General features: G+C 65.1%; 19 protein-coding genes and 1 tRNA gene. 15 read left to right on the forward strand and 5 right to left on the reverse strand.

Annotated elements, in window-relative coordinates:
- Positions 1–29: 29 nt before the first annotated feature.
- Positions 30–533 carry a GNAT family N-acetyltransferase gene (locus I2487_RS05985; RefSeq protein WP_207171116.1) on the forward strand — a complete coding sequence of 168 codons (504 nt, stop codon included), beginning with the start codon at positions 30–32 and terminating at the stop codon, positions 531–533.
- A 54-nt stretch (positions 534–587) separates the two neighbouring features.
- Here the strand turns inward: I2487_RS05985 and I2487_RS05990 are convergent, their stop codons facing one another.
- Complete coding sequence (locus I2487_RS05990; RefSeq protein WP_207171115.1) at positions 588–1,244, reverse strand: class I SAM-dependent methyltransferase; 657 nt, start codon at positions 1,242–1,244, stop codon at positions 588–590.
- Between the two features lie 120 nt (positions 1,245–1,364).
- On the opposite strand from I2487_RS05990, the gene I2487_RS05995 reads away from it, so the two are divergent.
- Positions 1,365–1,967: a helix-turn-helix domain-containing protein gene (locus I2487_RS05995; RefSeq protein WP_207171114.1), complete on the forward strand. Its 603-nt coding sequence runs from the start codon at positions 1,365–1,367 to the stop codon at positions 1,965–1,967.
- A 107-nt stretch (positions 1,968–2,074) separates the two neighbouring features.
- A complete protein-coding gene (locus I2487_RS06000) occupies positions 2,075–2,491 on the forward strand; it encodes a hypothetical protein (RefSeq protein ID WP_207171113.1) in 417 nt (138 codons plus the stop codon).
- Between the two features lie 49 nt (positions 2,492–2,540).
- On the opposite strand, the gene I2487_RS06005 is transcribed toward I2487_RS06000, so the two are convergent.
- Positions 2,541–2,810, reverse strand: a complete 270-nt coding sequence (locus I2487_RS06005) for a hypothetical protein (RefSeq protein WP_207171112.1) — start codon at positions 2,808–2,810, stop codon at positions 2,541–2,543.
- Between the two features lie 105 nt (positions 2,811–2,915).
- Here I2487_RS06005 and I2487_RS06010 point away from each other — a divergent pair, with 105 nt between their 5' ends.
- Positions 2,916–4,046: an SGNH/GDSL hydrolase family protein gene (locus tag I2487_RS06010; RefSeq protein ID WP_207171111.1), complete on the forward strand. Its 1,131-nt coding sequence runs from the start codon at positions 2,916–2,918 to the stop codon at positions 4,044–4,046.
- Between the two features lie 22 nt (positions 4,047–4,068).
- On the opposite strand, the gene I2487_RS06015 is transcribed toward I2487_RS06010, so the two are convergent.
- Positions 4,069–4,245 carry a hypothetical protein gene (locus tag I2487_RS06015; protein WP_207171110.1) on the reverse strand — a complete coding sequence of 59 codons (177 nt, stop codon included), beginning with the start codon at positions 4,243–4,245 and terminating at the stop codon, positions 4,069–4,071.
- 173 nt (positions 4,246–4,418) lie between these two features.
- On the opposite strand from I2487_RS06015, the gene I2487_RS06020 reads away from it, so the two are divergent.
- The 8 genes from I2487_RS06020 (at position 4,419) to I2487_RS06055 (ending at position 13,056) form a co-directional block, all read left to right on the forward strand.
- On the forward strand, positions 4,419–5,126 hold the full coding sequence (locus tag I2487_RS06020; protein ID WP_207171109.1) for an NUDIX hydrolase: 708 nt from the start codon (positions 4,419–4,421) through the stop codon (positions 5,124–5,126).
- Positions 5,123–6,400 carry a quinolinate synthase NadA gene (gene nadA, locus I2487_RS06025; protein ID WP_207171108.1) on the forward strand — a complete coding sequence of 426 codons (1,278 nt, stop codon included), beginning with the start codon at positions 5,123–5,125 and terminating at the stop codon, positions 6,398–6,400. Before I2487_RS06020 ends, nadA begins: the two co-directional genes overlap by 4 nt.
- A 9-nt stretch (positions 6,401–6,409) precedes the next feature.
- Positions 6,410–7,324 carry a carboxylating nicotinate-nucleotide diphosphorylase gene (nadC, locus tag I2487_RS06030; protein ID WP_207171107.1) on the forward strand — a complete coding sequence of 305 codons (915 nt, stop codon included), beginning with the start codon at positions 6,410–6,412 and terminating at the stop codon, positions 7,322–7,324.
- A complete protein-coding gene (locus I2487_RS06035) occupies positions 7,324–8,421 on the forward strand; it encodes a cysteine desulfurase family protein (protein WP_207171106.1) in 1,098 nt (365 codons plus the stop codon). The genes nadC and I2487_RS06035 overlap by 1 nt, the downstream gene beginning before the upstream one ends.
- Before the next feature lie 120 nt (positions 8,422–8,541).
- On the forward strand, positions 8,542–9,579 hold the full coding sequence (gene mgrA, locus I2487_RS06040; RefSeq protein WP_207171105.1) for an L-glyceraldehyde 3-phosphate reductase: 1,038 nt from the start codon (positions 8,542–8,544) through the stop codon (positions 9,577–9,579).
- Between the two features lie 192 nt (positions 9,580–9,771).
- A tRNA-Pro gene (locus I2487_RS06045) sits at positions 9,772–9,848 on the forward strand.
- A 706-nt stretch (positions 9,849–10,554) separates the two neighbouring features.
- Entirely contained in the window at positions 10,555–11,346 is a 792-nt protein-coding gene (locus tag I2487_RS06050) for a hypothetical protein (RefSeq protein WP_207173018.1), read from the forward strand.
- Positions 11,347–12,048: 702 nt separating this feature from the next.
- The gene (locus tag I2487_RS06055) at positions 12,049–13,056 is read left to right on the forward strand and encodes a beta family protein (protein ID WP_207173019.1); all 1,008 of its coding nucleotides are present in this window, start codon (positions 12,049–12,051) and stop codon (positions 13,054–13,056) included.
- Here the strand turns inward: I2487_RS06055 and I2487_RS06060 are convergent.
- Positions 13,001–13,627, reverse strand: coding sequence for a sce7726 family protein (locus tag I2487_RS06060; protein WP_207171102.1), 627 nt, complete (start codon positions 13,625–13,627; stop codon positions 13,001–13,003). The two genes, I2487_RS06055 and I2487_RS06060, sit on opposite strands and share 56 nt — an antisense overlap.
- A gap of 371 nt (positions 13,628–13,998) precedes the next feature.
- Positions 13,999–15,642, reverse strand: a complete 1,644-nt coding sequence (locus I2487_RS06065) for an ABC transporter substrate-binding protein (RefSeq protein WP_207171101.1) — start codon at positions 15,640–15,642, stop codon at positions 13,999–14,001.
- A 277-nt stretch (positions 15,643–15,919) separates the two neighbouring features.
- Here I2487_RS06065 and I2487_RS06070 point away from each other — a divergent pair, with 277 nt between their 5' ends.
- The 3 genes from I2487_RS06070 to I2487_RS06080 are packed head-to-tail and all read left to right on the forward strand — an operon-like array spanning position 15,920 to position 18,275.
- Complete coding sequence (locus tag I2487_RS06070; RefSeq protein ID WP_207171100.1) at positions 15,920–16,924, forward strand: efflux ABC transporter ATPase subunit, DrrA-related; 1,005 nt, start codon at positions 15,920–15,922, stop codon at positions 16,922–16,924.
- A complete protein-coding gene (locus I2487_RS06075; RefSeq protein ID WP_207171099.1) occupies positions 16,921–17,736 on the forward strand; it encodes an ABC transporter permease in 816 nt (271 codons plus the stop codon). The genes I2487_RS06070 and I2487_RS06075 overlap by 4 nt, the downstream gene beginning before the upstream one ends.
- Positions 17,737–17,783: 47 nt before the next feature.
- A complete protein-coding gene (locus tag I2487_RS06080; RefSeq protein ID WP_207171098.1) occupies positions 17,784–18,275 on the forward strand; it encodes an acyl-CoA thioesterase in 492 nt (163 codons plus the stop codon).
- Positions 18,276–18,467: the final 192 nt, after the last annotated feature.

Consider the following 18,467-nt stretch of genomic DNA (forward strand, 5'->3'; position numbering starts at 1 on the left):
TTGACAGTTCTCCGCCTATTCTTGCCCCTATGCCTGTTCCTCCGCACACCGCCCGACTCAGGTTCCGGGTCATGACCGACGCTGACCTCGATGAGATGGCCGCGCTGCTCGGCGACCCGGTGGTGATGCACTACTACGCGGCGCCGAAATCGCGGGCGGAGGCTGCACAGTGGATCGAGCGGAACAAACTCCGCTGCGCCGAGCACGGCTACGGCCTCTGGATCATCGAGACGCTCGACGGTGAGTTCCTCGGAGATTGTGGGCTGACCTGGCAGTCCGTGAACGGGACCCCCAAGCTCGAGGTCGGCTTCCGAGTGCGGGCGCAGCAGCAGAACCGTGGCTACGCCACCGAGGCCGCGATCGCCTGTCTGAACTTCGCCCGCGAGCGCACCGAGGAGACCGAGCTGGTGGCGATCCTGCACCCGGAGAATCGCGCTTCGGAGCGGGTCGCCCAGAAGCTCGGGATGCACCGGGTGGCGGACGACCTCGCCGGGCCCATCCCTGTGCGCACCGTGTACAGCATGTCTCTCTGACGGGGGCGGCCCAGAGCGGCGCGGACACCCTCACTCGGTCCCCGAAGACTGGGGCTAGTTGCGGCGGGCGGCCCTGAGGACGACGTCGTGGATGGTGATCTGGGCGCCTCCGAGGCCTTCCATGGTGCGGCGTGACTCTTCGGCGGTCAGGATCTCCCAAAGCGCCGGATCGAGGCGTGCGGTCATGGTGGCTGCCGTGGCGCTGGCGGAGGCGGGCGGCTGGTCAGACTCATGTCCGTGGGCGCCTCCCCGCTTCCGATCATCGGCGGATTCCTCGCGATGCAGGTGTCCGACTATCAGGAGAGTGCCCCTGGGGGCCACCCATTCCGCGAGGCGGTCGTAGAACTCCAGCTGCGGCATCGCGGGGTGAGCGTAGTGGGTGGTGACGAGGTCGTAGCGCATCTGTGGCTCCCAGGTCGACAGATCGGCCGGCACCCACCGCACCTGCTCGGCCACGCCGGCGACGATGGCGCGCTCAGCGGCGCGGTCGAGTGCCGCGACGGCGACGTCGGCCCCGGTGACCTGCCAGCCGCGCAGCGCGAGCCAGATTGCCTCCGCTCCCGCGCCGCACCCAGCGTCGAGTGCCGTCCCAGGCTTCAGGCCTTTTGTCTCGCGCACCAGGTGAGGATTGGGCGGACTTGATCCCATGGCTGCCGCGCGGTCGCCGCCCCAGATCTGGTCCCAGTACTCGTGGTCGAACGTGTGCTCCATTGAAGCTTCTCCTTCAGGGCTTGATCCCGTGGCTGCCGCCGAGACGGCAGCAACGTGCTTTGACAGTGACTCCCAGCGCGCTGAGTTGCAAGCGGCGTTGCTGAATGGCAATCTCGAGTCATGGACAGCCCTGTTGATCGAACCCTCGACGCCGTCGGGCCCCGGCTGAAGCAGCTGCGACAACGGCGTGATATCACCCTGAGCGAGCTCGCAGAGGAGACCGGGGTCTCGACCAGCACACTGTCCAGGCTCGAGGCAGGACTCCGGCGACCCACGCTGGAACAGCTGCTGCCGCTTGCTCGGGCATACGCCGTCACCCTCGATGAGCTTGTTGACGCCCCACCGACCGGGGACCCACGGATCAACCTGCGCCCGATACCCACGAGCGACGGTCGAGTCATCCTGCCGCTCAGCCGCAGACCCGGGGGCATCCAGGCCTATAAGTTCATCCTCCCGACCGGACGCGACGACGCCGAGCCCGACCTGCGCGTCCACGAGGGGTACGACTGGGCCTTCGTCCTCAACGGCAAGCTCAGACTCGTCCTCGGTGAGCACGATCTGATTCTGAAACCTGGAGAAGCTGCCGAATTCGACACCCGCACCCCACACTGGTTCGGCGCCACCAGCTCAGGACCCGTCGAGTTCCTCAGCCTCGTCGGCAAGCAGGGGGAGCGCGCGCACGTGCGCGCCGGCCCCCGCAGCGCGACGCCCTCATCTGTCTGAATCGAGCGGCTCCAAAGTCATTGGCCCTGGACCCTCAAGCACCTCCCTGCACGCCGCAAGGCCTCAGGTCCTGACGAAAACCGTTTCTTATATGCGATAGTTGCACGGTGAATATCCGTCACCAGTTGCCTGTTCTGATCATTGCCATCACCGCACTCATCGGCATATCTGGCTGTTCCAGCCCAGCGGATCAGTATTCAGATCTGACCGAAGATCGCGACAGCAATAAACCCCTTCCTGACACGATCCGTGGCCAAGCCGTCGACACCCTCGATCCCGAGTCCACCCGGTGGGTGGGAGAGCACGAGGGCACCGAGTTATGGCTGGGCGTGGAACTCGAGGGTGCGGGCACGTGCCTGGTCGTCTATCCGGATGACGAGCGGTGGGTGACCGGCTGCTCCTCGGGCAATGAGGTCAGTCTCAGCAACGGCGACGGATGGGACTACCGCGTCCGCCCGGACAGCGCCGAACTTCCCGAAGGAGCCATCCAGGTCTCGCACAACGTCTTCGTCACCAAACGTTAGACCGAGACTCACCGGAGGCATACGACCGGGTAGACCTCGCCACCCCAGGTCAGCGTGCGCGCTTGGCGAGGTGCTCCGGGAAGTCCTCCTCGCCTATGCCTCCGGGCTCGTAGAACGAGGCGGCGAACCCGCGTCCTGCCTCCACCAGTTCCTCCCGCGTCATTCGCGCACCGAGAGGGGAACATCCCACGGTGAACCCGTAGGTGCCATCGGCGGGACCGTTGAGCCAGGCGAAGTCGTAGCTCATCCGCCCGTCAGGCTGAAACCTCTCGCTCACGCGGAAGACCTCGCCGTCCACGGCGAATTCAAAGGGACCCATGCCCTCAGTCAAGCACGGCACACCGGGGGTTGAACAGGCTGCCTCCCGACAGGATCACGAGCCGGAGCCGCGACGGCGGTGTCAGGTGCTTGCTAGCCTGAGCCCATGCCCGGTCGTCGAGCCGTCCTCGTGGGCGTTGCCCTGTTGTTGGTGCTCTCAGCCTGCACCAGCGAGGCACCGCAGGAGGACACCTTCCCCACCGTCCGGTTCCACCAGCCCTTGACCGCTGATGTCACGGCGGCGCAGCTGGAGGACTGGACGGCGCAGGGCCGACTGCCCGTGGCGCCGGCCCATGGCGGCGCCTTCGAAACGATGACCAGCGCCCTGCGTGCCGCCGACCCGGCGCCCGACGTGGTCATCTTCGGGGACTCCATGACTCAACAGGGTCTCGATCCGACCAAACTGGGGCATCTGCTCTCTGACGCGACTGGCGATGAAGTCTCGGTGTTCAACGGGGCGAGCAGCAGGGCTCGTTGGGGCATGAACCTGCTGTTCGCGCACTACGTGGTCGGCCTCGAGGACCCACCCTCGGTGGCGCTGATGGGCATCTCGACCCGCGCGGCCGAGCGAGACGACTTCTACACCACAGAGGGCGCGAAGTCGCCGTTCTCCTCGATGGTGGAGGGATGCGACCGGCCCCGCAGCGACTCCTGGGGTGACGCCGACGCCGCGAGGTGCGAGCGCGACGTGGCTGATCCACTGTTCCGATTCCGCACCGGCGGCGGCCAGATCGCGCGGGCTCAGGACGGTCAGGCGGCGCAGACCAGCCTTCGCATCGACGAGGACAGCCGGCTTCGTTCCGACGGATTCATGGTCCATCCAGGGGTCAGCGCGGCCGAGGCCGAAGAGATCAGCGACACCCGGATGGAGCGGGGCTTCCCGGGCTTCCCGACCGTGCACGATGAGGCTGTCGCCGACTTCGGCGAGGCCGCTGATCTGTTGCGCAGCCATGGCGTGACGGTCCTGGCCTTCGAGATTCCATACACGCCGGTCCACCAGGCGAACCTGGAAGAGGCAGGGCGAGACTACGACGCTCGTAGGCAGGAGGCGGCGCAGGCGCTGATCGCCCCGCACGATGTCCGGCTGTTCCCCGTCGACGAGTTCGGCGACTGGTGGGGAGACGGCGACAGCCGAGACGCCATCCATCTGGCCCCTCAGGGGGCGATGAAGTTCGCGCGCCAGCTCACGGAGGCCCCAGGGTTTCTCGAAGAGGTGGAAGCCGGACTCGCCGACTGAAGGATCAGTGCGAGAAACGGACCTATCTGAGCGACTCCGGAGACTCTCCAGGCGCGGCAGAGGCCCCTTGTGTGCGCGCCGCCGTCCAGCGCGAGAGCACCACGGTCACGACCATCGCGACCCCGATGGCCACCGCCCAGCGCAGAAGCATCGGCATATCGGTAGAGAGGTCGATGACGATATTGACGGCCAGGGCCACGACCGCACTGCAGGCAACCACCACATACTGACGCATAGACGCCATCGTTCCAGCCCAGCAACCTCCTGTACAGAACCGTGGCGACCCTGCCACAGGACACCCAGGCCCCTTCAGGTTGACGTGACCATATGACCTGCACCATAGTGTCAGAGTCACCTTAAGGAGGCCGTACCATGGCCGCGCCGTCGAACCTGCAGACCGAGCTCGCCGTGAGCACGGTGGTCTTCGCGCTGCGCCCGCACCCGGAGACCGGGGAGCTCACGCTCTGGCTGCCGCTGGTGCGCCGGATCCGTGAACCCTTCCTCGGCCAGTGGGCGCTGCCCGGCGGCCCCCTGGAACCCGAGCAGGACCTGGTCAGCTCGGCCCGGGCCACCCTGCTGGAGACCACCGGGCTGGCACCGCGGCACCTGGAGCAGCTCTACGCCTTCGGCAATGTCGACCGCTCCCCCGCCAGCACCCGGGTGGTTTCCATCGTCTACTGGGCCCTGGTGCGCCAGGACGAGGACACCGACGCCGTGGAGGGCGAGAACCTGGAATGGTTCCCCGCCGATGACATCGCCGAGGAGGCCGGGGTGCTGGCCTTCGATCACGGCGTGATCCTGGCCTACGCGCTGGACCGGCTGCGCGCGAAGGTCGCCTACTCCCCCATCGCCCATGCCTTCCTGCCCGAGAAGTTCCCGCTCGCCGAGTTGCGCCGGGTCTACGAGGCGATCCTGAACCGGGCGCTGGACCCTTCGAACTTCCGCCGCCAGATCCTCGCGCAGGACACCGTGGAAGACACCGGCGAGCGCATGACCGGCACCGCGCACCGCCCGCCGCGGCTCTACCGCTCCAACCCCCACCGCACCCGCTACACCCTCACCATCCAGGAGACACCATGACCGCCTCGGTCCATGATCTGATCAGCCTGACCCCGAAGGACAGCTGCAACACGAAGCTGGCCGACGGGCCCTGGGACTTCGACAACGTGCCGGGCTACGGGCCCGGCTCCTCACAGGCCGACCGGCTGCCGGACCCGGTCTCGCGCCCCGGGCAGCTGCCCGAGCGCTACCAGCTGATGCCGGAGCCCGAGCTGCATGAGCGGATCCTCGCCGCGAAGGCGACGCTGGGTGAGGAGCTGGTCATCCTGGGGCACTTCTACCAGCGCGACGAGGTCATCCAGCATGCCGATTTCGTCGGGGACTCCTTCCAGCTGGCCAATGCCGCGCTGAGCAAGCCGGAGGCGAAGACCATCGTCTTCTGCGGGGTCCACTTCATGGCGGAGACCGCGGACATCCTCTCCGCCCCCGAGCAGTCGGTGATCCTGCCCAACCTAGCCGCCGGCTGTTCGATGGCCGACATGGCTGATGAGTCCTCGGTGGAGACCGCCTGGGAGGAGATCTGCGAGACCTATGGTGTGGACCCGGAGGGCACCATCCCCGACGCCGCGGGCAAGGTCCCGATCATCCCGGTGACCTATATGAACTCCTCCGCCGCACTGAAGGCCTTCTGCGGCCGGCACAGCGGGATCGTCTGCACCTCGTCCAACGCCGCGACCGTCCTGGAATGGGCGTTCGAGCGCGCGCACCGGGTGTTGTTCTTCCCGGACCAGCACCTGGGCCGCAACACCGCCAAGGCCATGGGGGTGCCGCTGGAGCAGATGCCGCTGTGGAACCCGCGCAAGGCCCTCGGCGGGAACACCGCAGAGCAGCTGCGCGAGGCCAAGGTCCTGCTCTGGCACGGCTTCTGCTCGGTGCACCGGCGATTCACCGTGGACCAGATCACCGCGGCCCGCGCCGCGGACCCGAAGGTGAAGATCATCGTGCACCCCGAGTGCCCGATGGAGGTGGTCGACGCCGCCGACGCGGCAGGCTCCACCGATGCGATCCAGAAGTTCATCGCCGCCTCCGCTCCCGGGGACACGATCGGGATCGGCACCGAGATCAACATGGTCAACCGGCTCGCCGCACAGTTCCCGGACCGGACCATCTTCTGCCTGGACCCGGTGATCTGCCCCTGCTCCACCATGTACCGGATCCACCCGGGCTACCTGGCCTGGGTGCTGGAGGAACTGGTGGCCGGACGGGTGAACAACCAGATCAGCGTCGAGCCCGAGGTCGCCGTGCCCGCGAAGATCGCGCTGGACCGGATGCTCGCCGCGAAGCCGAAAGCTTGAAAGGACCCTGTGGACACCCAGCTCTCCACCCGTGAGATCGACGCGGTCATCACCCTGGCCCTGGCTGAAGACCTCCCGTTCGGGGATCTCACCAGCACCGCCTTCGTCCCGGCCGAGGCCACCGCGCGGGCCCAGCTGGTGGCGCGGGAGCCCGGCGTGCTGGCGGGCGGTGAGATCTTCGCCCGCAGCTTCGCCGCGCTGGATCCCGACATCCTCGTGCATCTCAACGCCGACGACGGCGCACGGTTCGCCCCGGGGGATGTCCTGGCCAGCGTGCAGGGCCCTGCCCGGGGGATCCTCGGCGCCGAGCGGGTGGCGCTGAACCTGATCCAGCGGCTCTCCGGGGTGGCCACCCTGACCAGTCAGTATGTGGCTGCCGTGGCGGGGACCGGGGTGCGGGTCACCGATACCCGCAAGACCACCCCGGGGCTGCGCGCGCTGGAGCGCTATGCCGTGCGCTGCGGAGGTGGGCACAACCACCGGTTCTCGCTCTCCGACGCAGTGATGGCCAAGGACAACCACCTGGCGCTGCTGGGCGACTCCCCTGAGGCGCTGCGCCAGGCGATCCTGAGCGCCCGCGAGCGCCTGCCCCACACCACCCATATCGAGGTGGAGGTGGACCGGATCGAACAGATCGCTCCGGTGCTGGCGGGTGGGGCCGACACGATCATGTTGGACAACTTCACCCTGGAGGACCTGCGCCGCGGCGTGGGGCTCATCGACGGCGCCGCTCTGGTGGAGGCCTCCGGCGGGGTGAACCTGGAGAGCATCGCGGCGATCGCGACCACCGGGGTGGACCTGATCAGCGTCGGAGCGCTCACGCATGGCGCTCGCGCTCTGGACCTGGGACTGGACATGGATCTGACCAAGGGTCTGGACACGGCTCTCGACACGGCACTGGATGGGCCGGAGACCTCGGGCTGATGCTCTACCTGGACGAGTCCGCGGCCGCGCCGGTCCGGCGCGAGGTGCTCGAAGCGATGTGGCCACACCTGACCGGTTATGCGAACCCCTCCAGCGTCCACGAGCCAGGGGCCGCGGCGTCGAGGGCGCTGGAGGCCGCGCGCGCCGAGGTCGCCCGGCACCTGAACGCGCGACCGGCTGAGATCATCTTCACCTCCGGCGGCACCGAATCCGACAATGCGGCGATCAAGGGCATCGCGCTCGCCGATCCCCGGGGACGCCACGTGCTGATCTCCGCGCTGGAGCACCCGGCGGTGAGCGAATCGGCCGCCTGGCTGGGCCGGCTGGGCTACGAGGTGGAGACGGTTCCGGTGGACACCGACGGCGTGGTCACCCCGGCCGCACTGGCCGCGAGGCTGCGCCCCGACACGACCCTGGTGTCCATCCATTACGCGAATAATGAGGTCGGCACCGTCCAAGACATCGCCGCCCTCGCCGCGGTCTGCGCCGACCATCGCGTGCCGTTCCACACCGACGCGGTCCAGGCGGCCGGGACCCTGCCACTGGATGTGCAGGCCCTCGGTGTCAGTGCGATGAGCCTTGCCGGGCACAAGCTCGGCACACCGAAGGGCACCGGGGTGCTCTACCTGCGCCGTCGGACGCCGTTCGAACCACTGATCCACGGCGGTGGCCAGCAGCGGGACCTGCGCTCGGGCACCGAGAACGTCGCCGGAGCCGTCGGGATGGCCACGGCGCTGCGGCTGGCCGCCGAGACCGACGTGGCGGAGATCGCGCGACGTCGCGATGGGTTCATCGACGAGGTCCTCACCCGGGTGCCCGGCGCGCAGCTGACCGGTCACCGCACCCAGCGCCTGGCCGGACACGCGTCCTTCGTGCTGCCCGGACGCAGCGGAGAGTCGGTGCTGCTGGACCTGGAGAGGCAGGGGATCTTCTGCTCCTCCGGCTCGGCCTGCGCCGCGGGCTCCAGTGAGCCCAGCCCCGCCTTGAGGGCGATGGGGTACTCGAAGGAGATCGCCCAGACCGCCGTGCGGTTCAGCTTCGGGGGTTCTGTGACCTCCGAGGACCTGGCCCACGCCGCAGCGGCGCTGCCGAATTGAAGAGCCCCCGCGCAGGCGTAAGGTGATCAAGGGCCGACCTGCTGTCTTCACCGGCGGGCCTGCCAGATGTTTCAGCCCCAGATGTTCTAGCCACTGACACTTTGATCTCCAGGAGCCACCATGTACGTTCCCGCAGAAGACCGTTACGAGAACGCGGAGTACCGCCGCGTGGGCCGCTCCGGCCTGGTGCTGCCGCCGCTCTCACTGGGGCTCTGGCACAACTTCGGCGATGACTTCGCCCTGGAGAACCAGCGCGAGATCATCCACCTGGCCTTCGACCATGGGATCACCCACTTCGACCTGGCCAACAACTACGGGCCTCCCCCAGGATCGGCGGAGATCAACTTCGGACGGATCCTGCGCGAGGACTTCGCCGGTCTGCGCGATGAACTGGTGATCTCCACCAAGGCCGGCTGGACCATGTGGCCCGGCCCCTACGGCGGCCCCACCGGCAGCCGCAAGCACCTGCTCACCAGCCTGGACCAGTCGCTGAGCCGGATGGGCCTGGACTACGTGGACATCTTCTACTCCCACCGTCCCGACGCCGACACTCCGCTGGAGGAGACGATGTCCGCCCTGGATGCGGCGGTGCGTTCCGGTAAGGCGCTCTACGCCGGGATCTCCTCCTACTCCGCGGAAGACACCATCAAGGCCGCCGCGATCCTGAAGGATCTGGGCACCCCGCTGCTGATCCACCAGCCCTCCTACTCGATGCTCAACCGCTGGATCGAGACCGAGGGCCTGCTCGACGCCGTGGAAGAAGTCGGGGCAGGCGTCATCGGCTTCAGTGCACTGGCCCAGGGCATGCTGACCGATAAGTACCTCGACGGAGTGCCCTCGGACTCGCGCGCCGCGACCAAGGGCTCGTTCCGCGATGACTTCCTCACCGAAGAGAACCTCGGACACATCCGGGCGCTCAACGAGATCGCCTCGAACCGTGACCAGAGCCTGGCGCAGATGGCGCTGGCCTGGGCGCTGCGCGATGACCGGGTGAGCTCCCTGGTGATCGGCGCCAGCCGGCCCGAGCAGCTCAAGTCCAACCTGGCGGCGCTGGAGAAGCGCTCGTTCAGCGCCGAAGAGCTGAAGGCGATCGATGAGCACGCCGTCGACGGCGGCATCGACATCTGGGGCTCGGCTCGGAAGAGCACGAAGGGCTGATCGCTCCATAAGAGTGAACCTGGCAGGTGGGGCGCAGATGCGTCCGCGCCCCACCCGCCAGAATCCGGCGTCGCAGGTCCCGCACCTGTTCTCGGACCTGATGCAGCATCGGCTGCTGAGCCCGATGCGCGCTTGAGCCGGATCATGCGGTAGACTTTCCTGGTGCTTCCGGCGAGTTTGCAGGAAACATTTCGGGCTATAGCGCAGCTTGGTAGCGCGTCCGTCTGGGGGACGGAAGGTCGTGGGTTCAAATCCCGCTAGCCCGACCAACACGAAGAGCCTCGGCTTCCTTCTAACCACAAGGGACCGGGGCTTTTCTCATCGTCCAATGAGCTCGATCTTGGCGACTCGCAGACACTTACTAGTGACTTTACAAGCGACTTAGGTCCGAAGTGTCAGAGGCCACATACGGCTACCTATGGCGCGCATACCTGCGGAATTTAGACACAGTCCGGGGCATATCCTAAGCAACTGACATCCTGGTCCCATGACCGCCCGCTCCCGGAACTTCTGATCTACGGTGAGCACTACATCACCCCGACGAGGCGCAGTCCACCCCGCACCGCCGCGAAACCTATATCCGTGGGGAGCTCCTGGACCTGGGCGCGGTCGACGCGAAGGCCACCCGTTGAACGGAGACCCGCGTGCTAATCCTGTGGGTGAATGCGGACCACGACAATCAGTCCGCATGGGTGCCGGCCGACTGGGTCAAGCGGATCGACCGGAGCGAGTCGCGATGGCAGGATCCGCATGATCTGGAGTAGCGCTCACACACGGAGCAGGGCTGCCTACTACTTGAGAAGCATCTTGAATCAGCATGTGATTCAAACGACACCGCTGTAGTATTGATCTCCAATTAGTAGATGAAGGGTCAACCTCTTGCCGCAATGGTCTCTCGCCGCATTCGGTGCGCGCTGGCTCCGCAATCGACGCCTCCTCTACGACATTGCCATCCGTTATGGACAAAGCCTTCAAGTGGATCCCCGCCGGAAAGTCACCGGCACTCTCATCGTGCTCGTGGTCACCGCGGGATGCGTAACGGGCATGGCCGCGACTCAGTTCGTCTGGAGTTATTGGTGGTTGTTCGCGGTCGGGGCGTTCATCGCCCAGATATGGGCCGCACTCCGAGAAGCCTGTGAAGCTTTCTACGAGATTGAAACTGAGGCGGATGAGCGCGTAGTGCGTGTTGCATCACGGTCGCTCTCCGAAAACTTGAGACAAGTCCAGTCGAAAGTGGCCGAACTCTCTCAGAAGACTCCCGCCAAGAGGCCGGAGTTCAGCGTCGAGGTAGCAAACCTGGTTGTGGGTACGATCCTCGGCACTTACAAGGACCTAAGCGGCGCTCGAGTGACGGTTTTCCTGATGGAAGAGAACCACTGGAGAACCGAACCCCTCGTCTCGAGAGGACGCGCAGACCAACCGCGGCCTTTTCTGAACAACACGGACGCTCGAAGCGAAGCGTTTTATGAGTGGGCGCTAGGAAACGACAAGAGCCCGCGGTTCGAGTCCGATACCGAACTAAGCGGTGGGCATCCGGACAAGCACCAGGGTGGTCGATACAGGACCTATGTGAGCGCGTTGATCTACAACAGCCTCGGCATCTATGGCATGCTGAGCGTAGACGCTGCAGCTCCGGCGTCTATCGATGAGGAAGATAAGCACCTCATACAGGCATTCGCTGGTGAACTCGCAACCGCGTTCACCATCCAGCGGCCTGACGCACTGCCTGCCAACACCAAAAGTCCTATCTCAAAAAGAAATAGGTGAACTCGATGACCCCTCCGAGGAAGCTCTCGACCACTGAGCTCAAGAAGGCCAGCGAGCAGCAGAAGCGTATTCGTGAGCAGCTAAAAGCGGAGCAGAAACGTAGAGACGCCGCACGCTTGCAACGAATGTCTGCCCGTCGCTCGCACGCCTAGCACCCCAATCTTTAGAGCACACGTGAACCGCCCCACCCTCAGTTGAGGATGGGGCAGTTCTGTGTGGTGCGGTGGTGTCAGCCGACGAGCTCGGGCCCGGATGTGTAGCCGTCCGGCTGGTTAACGGTCTCGTCGTCAGTAAGGTTCAGCAGATTCACCGAGCCGTCCATCGTTGAGCATGAAGCATTCGTAACATTCGCCGCCTGTGGCACAGGTGAAGCGCTCACTGTCTGTGGGGTGGTACTGGCGGGCAGTCCGCCACAGTTCCGCCTTCCTGTCGGTGTAGACCAATGGCGGTCTTCTAGGGGTACCGGACTGGATTGGCCTGCGCTTCTTGGACCACTTCGATCTACCCAGTGGGGCCCATATCCGGTGCGAATGATCCGCCGCACCCGGGGCATCCGCGATGATGGACGACGTGGAATCCAAGCGAAACGTCGGCCTGAAATCTATGGAGAGCCTTCGAATCTATTTATCTTGCGCCATATCACCCGTAACGTAGGGATTCATTCTCATCGAAAGGATAAATCCCTTGCTGTATCACCCAATAATGAACGGAAAATCCGGGGAACTCTTGGCCTGGAAGAACGCATCTCTTTCCTGCCGCGAAGTTACGGGGCCTCTCTTCGAGGTGCCGCTGACGGACGCCGGACCCGAAGAGAGCCTGACCAAGTTCGTGCGCAATCTAATGGACGCCAGTCGACCAGGCGACATAGTCGGGTTGGACACCAGCTTGTATTCCGACCCCAAAATTTCCAGCGCAGCCGAGTCTTTGAATGCTGCGGGCGTATCGGTTCGGTTCGTGATTCGTCCCGGTCAGGATCGTGACCTCGCCAGATCCCTGACGGAGTCATCGCAGGATGGACAGCCAATTCTTCGGATCGGAGGCAACGACTCTGACCCCGAATCTGATGAAGATGAGATCCAGGCCGTTCTTGAGGGTGTGGAATTGGACCCACGGAACGTCCATCTACTGATCGACCTTGGAGCTATCCATGGCACTCCCGTGGCCCCCGTGCGCGCTATAACTCGAGCCCACTTAACTCGCGCAATGGAACACGGTTCGTGGGCGTCCGCGACGCTGGCTTTGGGCGCGTTCCCTCAACAGATAACGGATGTTCCGAAAGGGCAGGTCAACCCTATCGATAGAGCAGACGCTCTAGTGTGGAATCAAGTACATGGCGCGTACGGTTCTCTGGACTTAAGATTTGGGGACTACGGAATTCGCCATCCAGAACTGCCAGTGAGTAGTCCCTTCACACGGGGACCGTTGCCGAACCTTCGATACACCGCAGAAAATGAGTGGATGGTGTGGCGCGAAGCCAAGATTACCGGCTCCGAGACGCAAGGGCCGAATGAATCCTTCTACACTGTATGCGCCAACGTAGTGGCCCTACCGGAGTTCTCAGGCCGAAACTACTCCTGGGGCGACGAGCAGATTTACGCCCGCCGCGGCGGGAGCGGCGGCCAGGGCACTGCTGTCCAGTGGATCGCCTACGGAACTAGTCATCACCTGGAGTTCGTATCAAACCGCCTGACCACGACGGGCGCTGCTTGAGGCGGTTGAGCACGACGCTGCGAAGCTCGTTCTTCGGGAGCTCACGCGAGAGTTCGGCCCACAAGCGATAGCGCGGTTTGGAACTCAGGCCGGCTTCCAGGCCGCGCAGCTTAAGCTCCTGCCATGTCTCATCTCTCCAAAGCAGCTGAGCGATGGCGAGTGGATCAGTGTTGCGGTTGACTCGTGGGCGTCGTCTTTGGGTTAGCTTGACGGAATCCGAGCTCGTGACCATTGCCGCCTCGACCACTCCCCATTCTTTGGGTAGCAGCTGTTCCACCCGAGCTAGGAACTTTGCGGTAGTGACGATAGTGAGGTAGTCCATCACCTTCCCGAATGCTTCCGCTTGGTCGCCAAGGCGCGCTAGCGTGTCGCGGTCACTCTTGATCTCCCACCCGGCGAAGTGACCGTTGAGTACCGCGACATCCACCCGTCTTGCCCCGTTGTCAACGCCTAGTTCGTGACGGACAACAGCTCCAGGAACATCTCGATTGCTTCGGCGAAGTCGGGAATCGAGGGCTTGTCGAATTACGAGGTCATCGAGCATGGAGTCCTCACGAAAAGTCTCAGGCACTCAGACAGTATGCCACCGGCCCTCTTGCACGTGCGACAGTCTCCCGGGTGTTGCAGCGGTCAAGTGGTTGATGGCCCCCGTCAGGGTCGAAACGGCGAGATGGATCATGAATTGAAAGCTCGTTGTTCAACCAGGTGGCCGGGTGCGGGATGAACCGCCTCCCCCGGGAGATTGGGCCCCGAATAGGCCTTGGCCCCTGGACGATCCGCTCTGGGGCTGCGCGCTTCTCCTTGACTGTTTGCTTGAACGCCCCGCCCGGGGACGGAAGGTCGTGGGTTCAAGTCACGCTAGCCGACCGAACACAAGGAAAGCCTCAAACCCTCTGATGGTTTGAGGCTTTCCCTTTTCGCCTGCTTAGCTACGCCCCGCTATCACTGAGCCCGCTCATGGGCCTCATTGGCCAGGTCCACGAGCTGCTGCATGTTCAGGTTCTCCAGCTCGGCGAGATACGCATCCCAGTCATCGAAGGACCGCTGACCCAGGATGAACTGCGAGGAGGCGGTCTGCACATGATCCGTCAGCGTCGTCTGCAGCAGGCCAGCCTGCTCCAGCTCGAGATCGGTGAACGGATACGGCGGGGTCACCGGGAGCTCCTCCTTGTCATGCATCTTCTCCTGCCACTCGACCACGTGCGGGCGGAAGGTTGAGTGCACCAGCTCGGTGGTGGAACCCACCGCGTGGAGGAACGGCTGGTTGGAGAAGCCGTAGTCCCGCACCAGGTGCTCGTCGGCCTCGGGGTTCAGGCTGTTGAGGTCGATGTTCGAGTCCAGCTCGCGCTCGCCATCGGCGTTGAGCGTGTAGGTCTCTCCCTCCACGCCCCAGGTGGCGTACTCCAGGCCCTCGTCCGAGTAGTACAGCCAGTCGATGAACTGCAGCTTGGCGAGGAAGTCGTCATCCTCGGCGATGGAGGAAGAGATGGCGAGCCCGCTGTCGAAGCGTGCCCCGCTGTGTACGAAGTCCCCGTCCTCGCCGCCGGGGATCGGGATGAGCCGCGCCTCGGCACCCTCGGTGCCGAGCTCCTCGAATCCACGGGTGTAGATCTGGGTGGACTCGTCATTGCCCGCAATGGCCAGCGAGCTGCCCGAGGAGAACTTCTGCTCGGCCATGCGATCATCCTGAGTCAGTGTCTCTGAGTCCATCAGGCCCTCCTCGAGGAGGCCGGCGAAGAACTCCAGGAGTTCGCGGTACTCATCGGAGGCTCCGGCGTAGATGAACTCATCGGCCTCATGATCGAAGTAAATGCCATCCCCGTAGCCCCAGCCGGCAACGGTGTTGAAGTTGGCCGAGGCGAAGTTCAGCGTGCTCTGCAGCTCCCAGCGATCGGAATACGGGACCGAATCCGGGTACTCCTCCTTGACCTCGCGCAGCTGATCCGCAAACTCCTCCCAGGTCTCGGGATCTTCGAAGCCCATCTCGTCCCAGATGTCGCCGCGGACCACCAGCGAGAAGTGCTGGAAGGGATCCTCCAGCAGACCGGGAAGGATGTAGGCGTTTCCGTCCTCCTGGTAGAGCGCCTCATAGTCCTCACGCAGATCCCAGGCGTCGAGCTTCTCGGTGAAGTTCGGCATGTGCTCCAGATAGTCACTGACCGGCAGCAGCGCCCCGCCAGAGATATAGGGCACCTCCTGACCGGGATAGGTCACCGGAACGAAATCGGGCATGTCTCCTGCGCCGATCACCAGGGACCGCCGCTGCTCGAAGTCGCTCAGCGGCGCATCCACGATCGAAAGCGACACATTGTGGTTCTCTTCGAGGTGTTCGAAGAACATCCACTCGTCGTCCAACCCATGGTCGGGGTTGTTGCGGTAGAGCACCGAAAGCTCCAGGGGCTCGGTGGCCACAAAGCTGTCTCCGGCCCCGAAGTCGGCCATGGCCGCCAGGTCACGCTCGCCGGCATCTACGCCCGCATCATCGCCGGCGTCACCCCCGCCGCAGCTGGTGGCCAGCAGCGAGCCGGCCGCGATCAGCCCCACCACACCGGTCCGGGACCTACGGTTTCGATTTTTAGCTGTCATAGTCTGCACGCCTTTTCCCTCATACAGCTCACATGATTTTGTATCTTCGTGATACAGATCACACTCAGTATAGGGTCACACCATGCAACTATTTCAAGGGCCATCTTCACACCGGCGATTTTCACCGGTTCCCCACGCCGGCCAGACCTCCAGATCCACGGGCCTTGCCGTGCCCTGCTCACGCTCCTATTCTGAGTCCACCCGGAGATCTGGGCGCCTGGCGCGGGTGTGAGCCACCGCTGGCACGATTTGCTTCACACCCTCCTAGGGAGCCGCCATGTCGCAGAGTCAGATCGCTATCAGCGCGGAGGGTGTGGAGCGCCGGTTCGGAGACCTGCGTGCCGTCGATGGCGTCAGCCTCGAGGTCAAGACCGGCGAGATCTACGGGTTCCTCGGACCGAACGGGGCAGGCAAGTCCACGCTGACCCGGATCCTGTGCACCCTGCTCACCCCCTCGGCCGGTCGCGCCACCGTGGCCGGCTACGACGTCGCCGCCCAGCCCGGCGAGGTGCGGCTCCGCGCCGGGGTGGCCCTGCAGGAGGCCGCCCTGGACGATAAGCAGACCGGCTCCGAGATGCTCGCGCTGCAGGGCCGGTTCTATGGCCTCACTGCCAAGGCCACCAAGGCTCGCGTGGATCAGCTCACCAAGCTCGTCGACATCGGCTCCGCACTCGACCGCCGAATCGGCACCTACTCCGGGGGCATGAAGCGACGGCTGGATCTCGCGCTCGCCCTGGTCCATGACCCGGAGGTCCTGTTCCTGGACGAACCCACCACCGGTCTGGACCCGGTGAGCCGGGCGAAGGTGTGGCAGGAGGTGCGCAGACTCAACCAGGAGCTGGGCATGACCGTCTTCCTCACCACCCAGTACCTGGAAGAGGCCGACGAGCTGGCGGACCGGGTGGGGATCATCAATAAGGGCAAGCTGGTCGCCGAAGGCACCCCGGCCCAGCTCAAACGCACCATCGGCACCGATGTCGTGATCGTCACCGTCACCGGGGACGCGACCGACGCCGCACGGGCCCTGGAGACGCTGGAACTCGTTGAACGCGTTGAGGTCAACGGGCCGACGCTCACACTGAGCGTCTCCGACGGCCCCTCGGCGATCAGCCCGATCGCCGTCGCGCTGGCCCAGGTCCCCGACACGCAGGTCATCGAGCTGTCCCTGCGTCGACCCTCGCTCGATGACGTCTTCCTCTCCGTGACCGGGGAGCACATCACCGACCCCAGCGCGTTCATGGCCAGCGCCTCGGCAGCACAGAATCCCCAGGAGCCCCAGTGAACTCGTCCACCAGCACGATCACGCCCCCAGCCACCCGGATCGAAACCAAGAGTGCCGGGTTCCTGCGAGACCTCAGCTCCGTCTCCTACAGAGCGCTGCGCGCCATCCCCCGGGACCCCGCCGCGGTGATCCCGGCGCTGATCATCCCGCTGTTCTTCTTCGTGGTGAACATCGGCGCCCTGGAATCGGTGGCGGAAGGCATCGGCGTGGCCGACTTCCGAGCGTTCCAGCTCCCGGTGGCCATCGTCTTCGCCGTCACCGGCGTCTCCCGGGCCAGTGACCTGGTGACCGATATCAGCAGCGGCTACTTCGACCGGCTGCTGCTGACACCGATGAGCCGCACCGCCCTGCTGCTGGGCCTGATGGTCGCGGACCTGGTGCTGGTGATGGCCCTGTGTGTGCCGGTGCTGATCCTGGGCTTCTTCGTCGGCGTCGAGTTCGCCACGGGAGTCTCCGGCGTCCTGGCCTTCGTGCTCATCGGAGGTCTCTGGGGCCTGGCATTCACCGGGTTCCCCTACGCCATCGCACTGCGCACCGGAAGTCCGGCCGCGGTAAACTCCTCCTTCCTGCTGTTCTTCCCCTTCGCCTTCCTGACCACCTCCTTCCTGCCCCAGGAGGCGCTGACCGGCTGGCTCGCGACCATCGCGGACTACAACCCGATCACCTATCTGCTGGCAACGCTGCGTTCGCTGCTCTCCGAGGGCTGGGTCTGGGAGGACCTATGGCCAGGGCTCCTGGCGATCCTCATCGTGGGCTCGGTGAGCTTCACGATGGCATTCGGGGCGCTGCGCGGCCGAGTCTCCCGCGGATGAGACGCACGCCGCTCCCCCGGTGACACGCTCGGGTTAGGCTGGCGGGCATGACCGCGCCTGCTCTCGATGACACCGGCCCGCGGCTGCGCACCCAGGTGCCGCTGCGCTGGGGCGATATGGACGCCTATGGCCACATCAACAATGTCGAGGTGCTGCGGCTCCTCGAAGAGGCGCGCATCCGCGCCTTCGGAGCACCGGCGCATACCGGCAGCCCCGTGGGGGAACCGCTGGCGCCGCTGTTCAACGAGCTCCCCCGCGAGGCCCAGGCGCTCGTCGTCGAACACCGGGTGCGCTACCTGGCCAGCCTGGAGTATCGAGATGTCCCCGCACAGATCGATGTCTGGGTGACCCAGCTCAAGGGTGCCGGGCTGACCCTGGCTTATGAGATCCGCGACGGGGTGGACGGCAGCCGGTGCGTGATCGCAGAGACCCAGCTGGCCTTCTTCGACACCGGCACGAAGAGGCTGCTGCGACTGACGGCGCACCAGCGAGAACAAGCCTCGGCACACCGCGCAGCATCGCCGTTCCGCGCGACCTGAACTGGGTCACGGACTCGGTCACGGACTCGGTCACGGCCCGGGCTCGCTGCGCCGGTTGCCGAACCGTGACCCGAGGACCACCACGGAAATCCCAGATCAGACGATGATGCGTGGATACGATCGGCCTCATGCTTCCCCGCGAACACCTTCCCCGCCGTGCCCAGGGAGGCAGTCCCACTCGACGCCGCCTCG

Source organism: Nesterenkonia sp. E16_10, assembly GCF_017347085.1.
In the GTDB taxonomy this organism is placed as follows: Bacteria; Actinomycetota; Actinomycetes; order Actinomycetales; family Micrococcaceae; genus Nesterenkonia.

What these genes read in the sequence shown, in the direction of transcription:
- I2487_RS05985 (WP_207171116.1), top strand. Translation starts at nt 30, where the DNA reads ATGCCTGTTCCTCCGCACACCGCCCGACTCAGGTTCCGGGTCATGACC.
- mgrA (WP_207171105.1), top strand. Translation starts at nt 8,542, where the DNA reads ATGTACGTTCCCGCAGAAGACCGTTACGAGAACGCGGAGTACCGCCGC.
- I2487_RS05995 (WP_207171114.1), top strand. Translation starts at nt 1,365, where the DNA reads ATGGACAGCCCTGTTGATCGAACCCTCGACGCCGTCGGGCCCCGGCTG.
- I2487_RS06005 (WP_207171112.1), bottom strand. Translation starts at nt 2,810, where the DNA reads ATGGGTCCCTTTGAATTCGCCGTGGACGGCGAGGTCTTCCGCGTGAGC.
- I2487_RS06055 (WP_207173019.1), top strand. Translation starts at nt 12,049, where the DNA reads ATGAACGGAAAATCCGGGGAACTCTTGGCCTGGAAGAACGCATCTCTT.
- I2487_RS06080 (WP_207171098.1), top strand. Translation starts at nt 17,784, where the DNA reads ATGACCGCGCCTGCTCTCGATGACACCGGCCCGCGGCTGCGCACCCAG.
- I2487_RS06020 (WP_207171109.1), top strand. Translation starts at nt 4,419, where the DNA reads ATGGCCGCGCCGTCGAACCTGCAGACCGAGCTCGCCGTGAGCACGGTG.
- I2487_RS06035 (WP_207171106.1), top strand. Translation starts at nt 7,324, where the DNA reads ATGCTCTACCTGGACGAGTCCGCGGCCGCGCCGGTCCGGCGCGAGGTG.
- I2487_RS06065 (WP_207171101.1), bottom strand. Translation starts at nt 15,642, where the DNA reads ATGACAGCTAAAAATCGAAACCGTAGGTCCCGGACCGGTGTGGTGGGG.
- I2487_RS06070 (WP_207171100.1), top strand. Translation starts at nt 15,920, where the DNA reads ATGTCGCAGAGTCAGATCGCTATCAGCGCGGAGGGTGTGGAGCGCCGG.
- I2487_RS05990 (WP_207171115.1), bottom strand. Translation starts at nt 1,244, where the DNA reads ATGGAGCACACGTTCGACCACGAGTACTGGGACCAGATCTGGGGCGGC.
- nadA (WP_207171108.1), top strand. Translation starts at nt 5,123, where the DNA reads ATGACCGCCTCGGTCCATGATCTGATCAGCCTGACCCCGAAGGACAGC.
- I2487_RS06010 (WP_207171111.1), top strand. Translation starts at nt 2,916, where the DNA reads ATGCCCGGTCGTCGAGCCGTCCTCGTGGGCGTTGCCCTGTTGTTGGTG.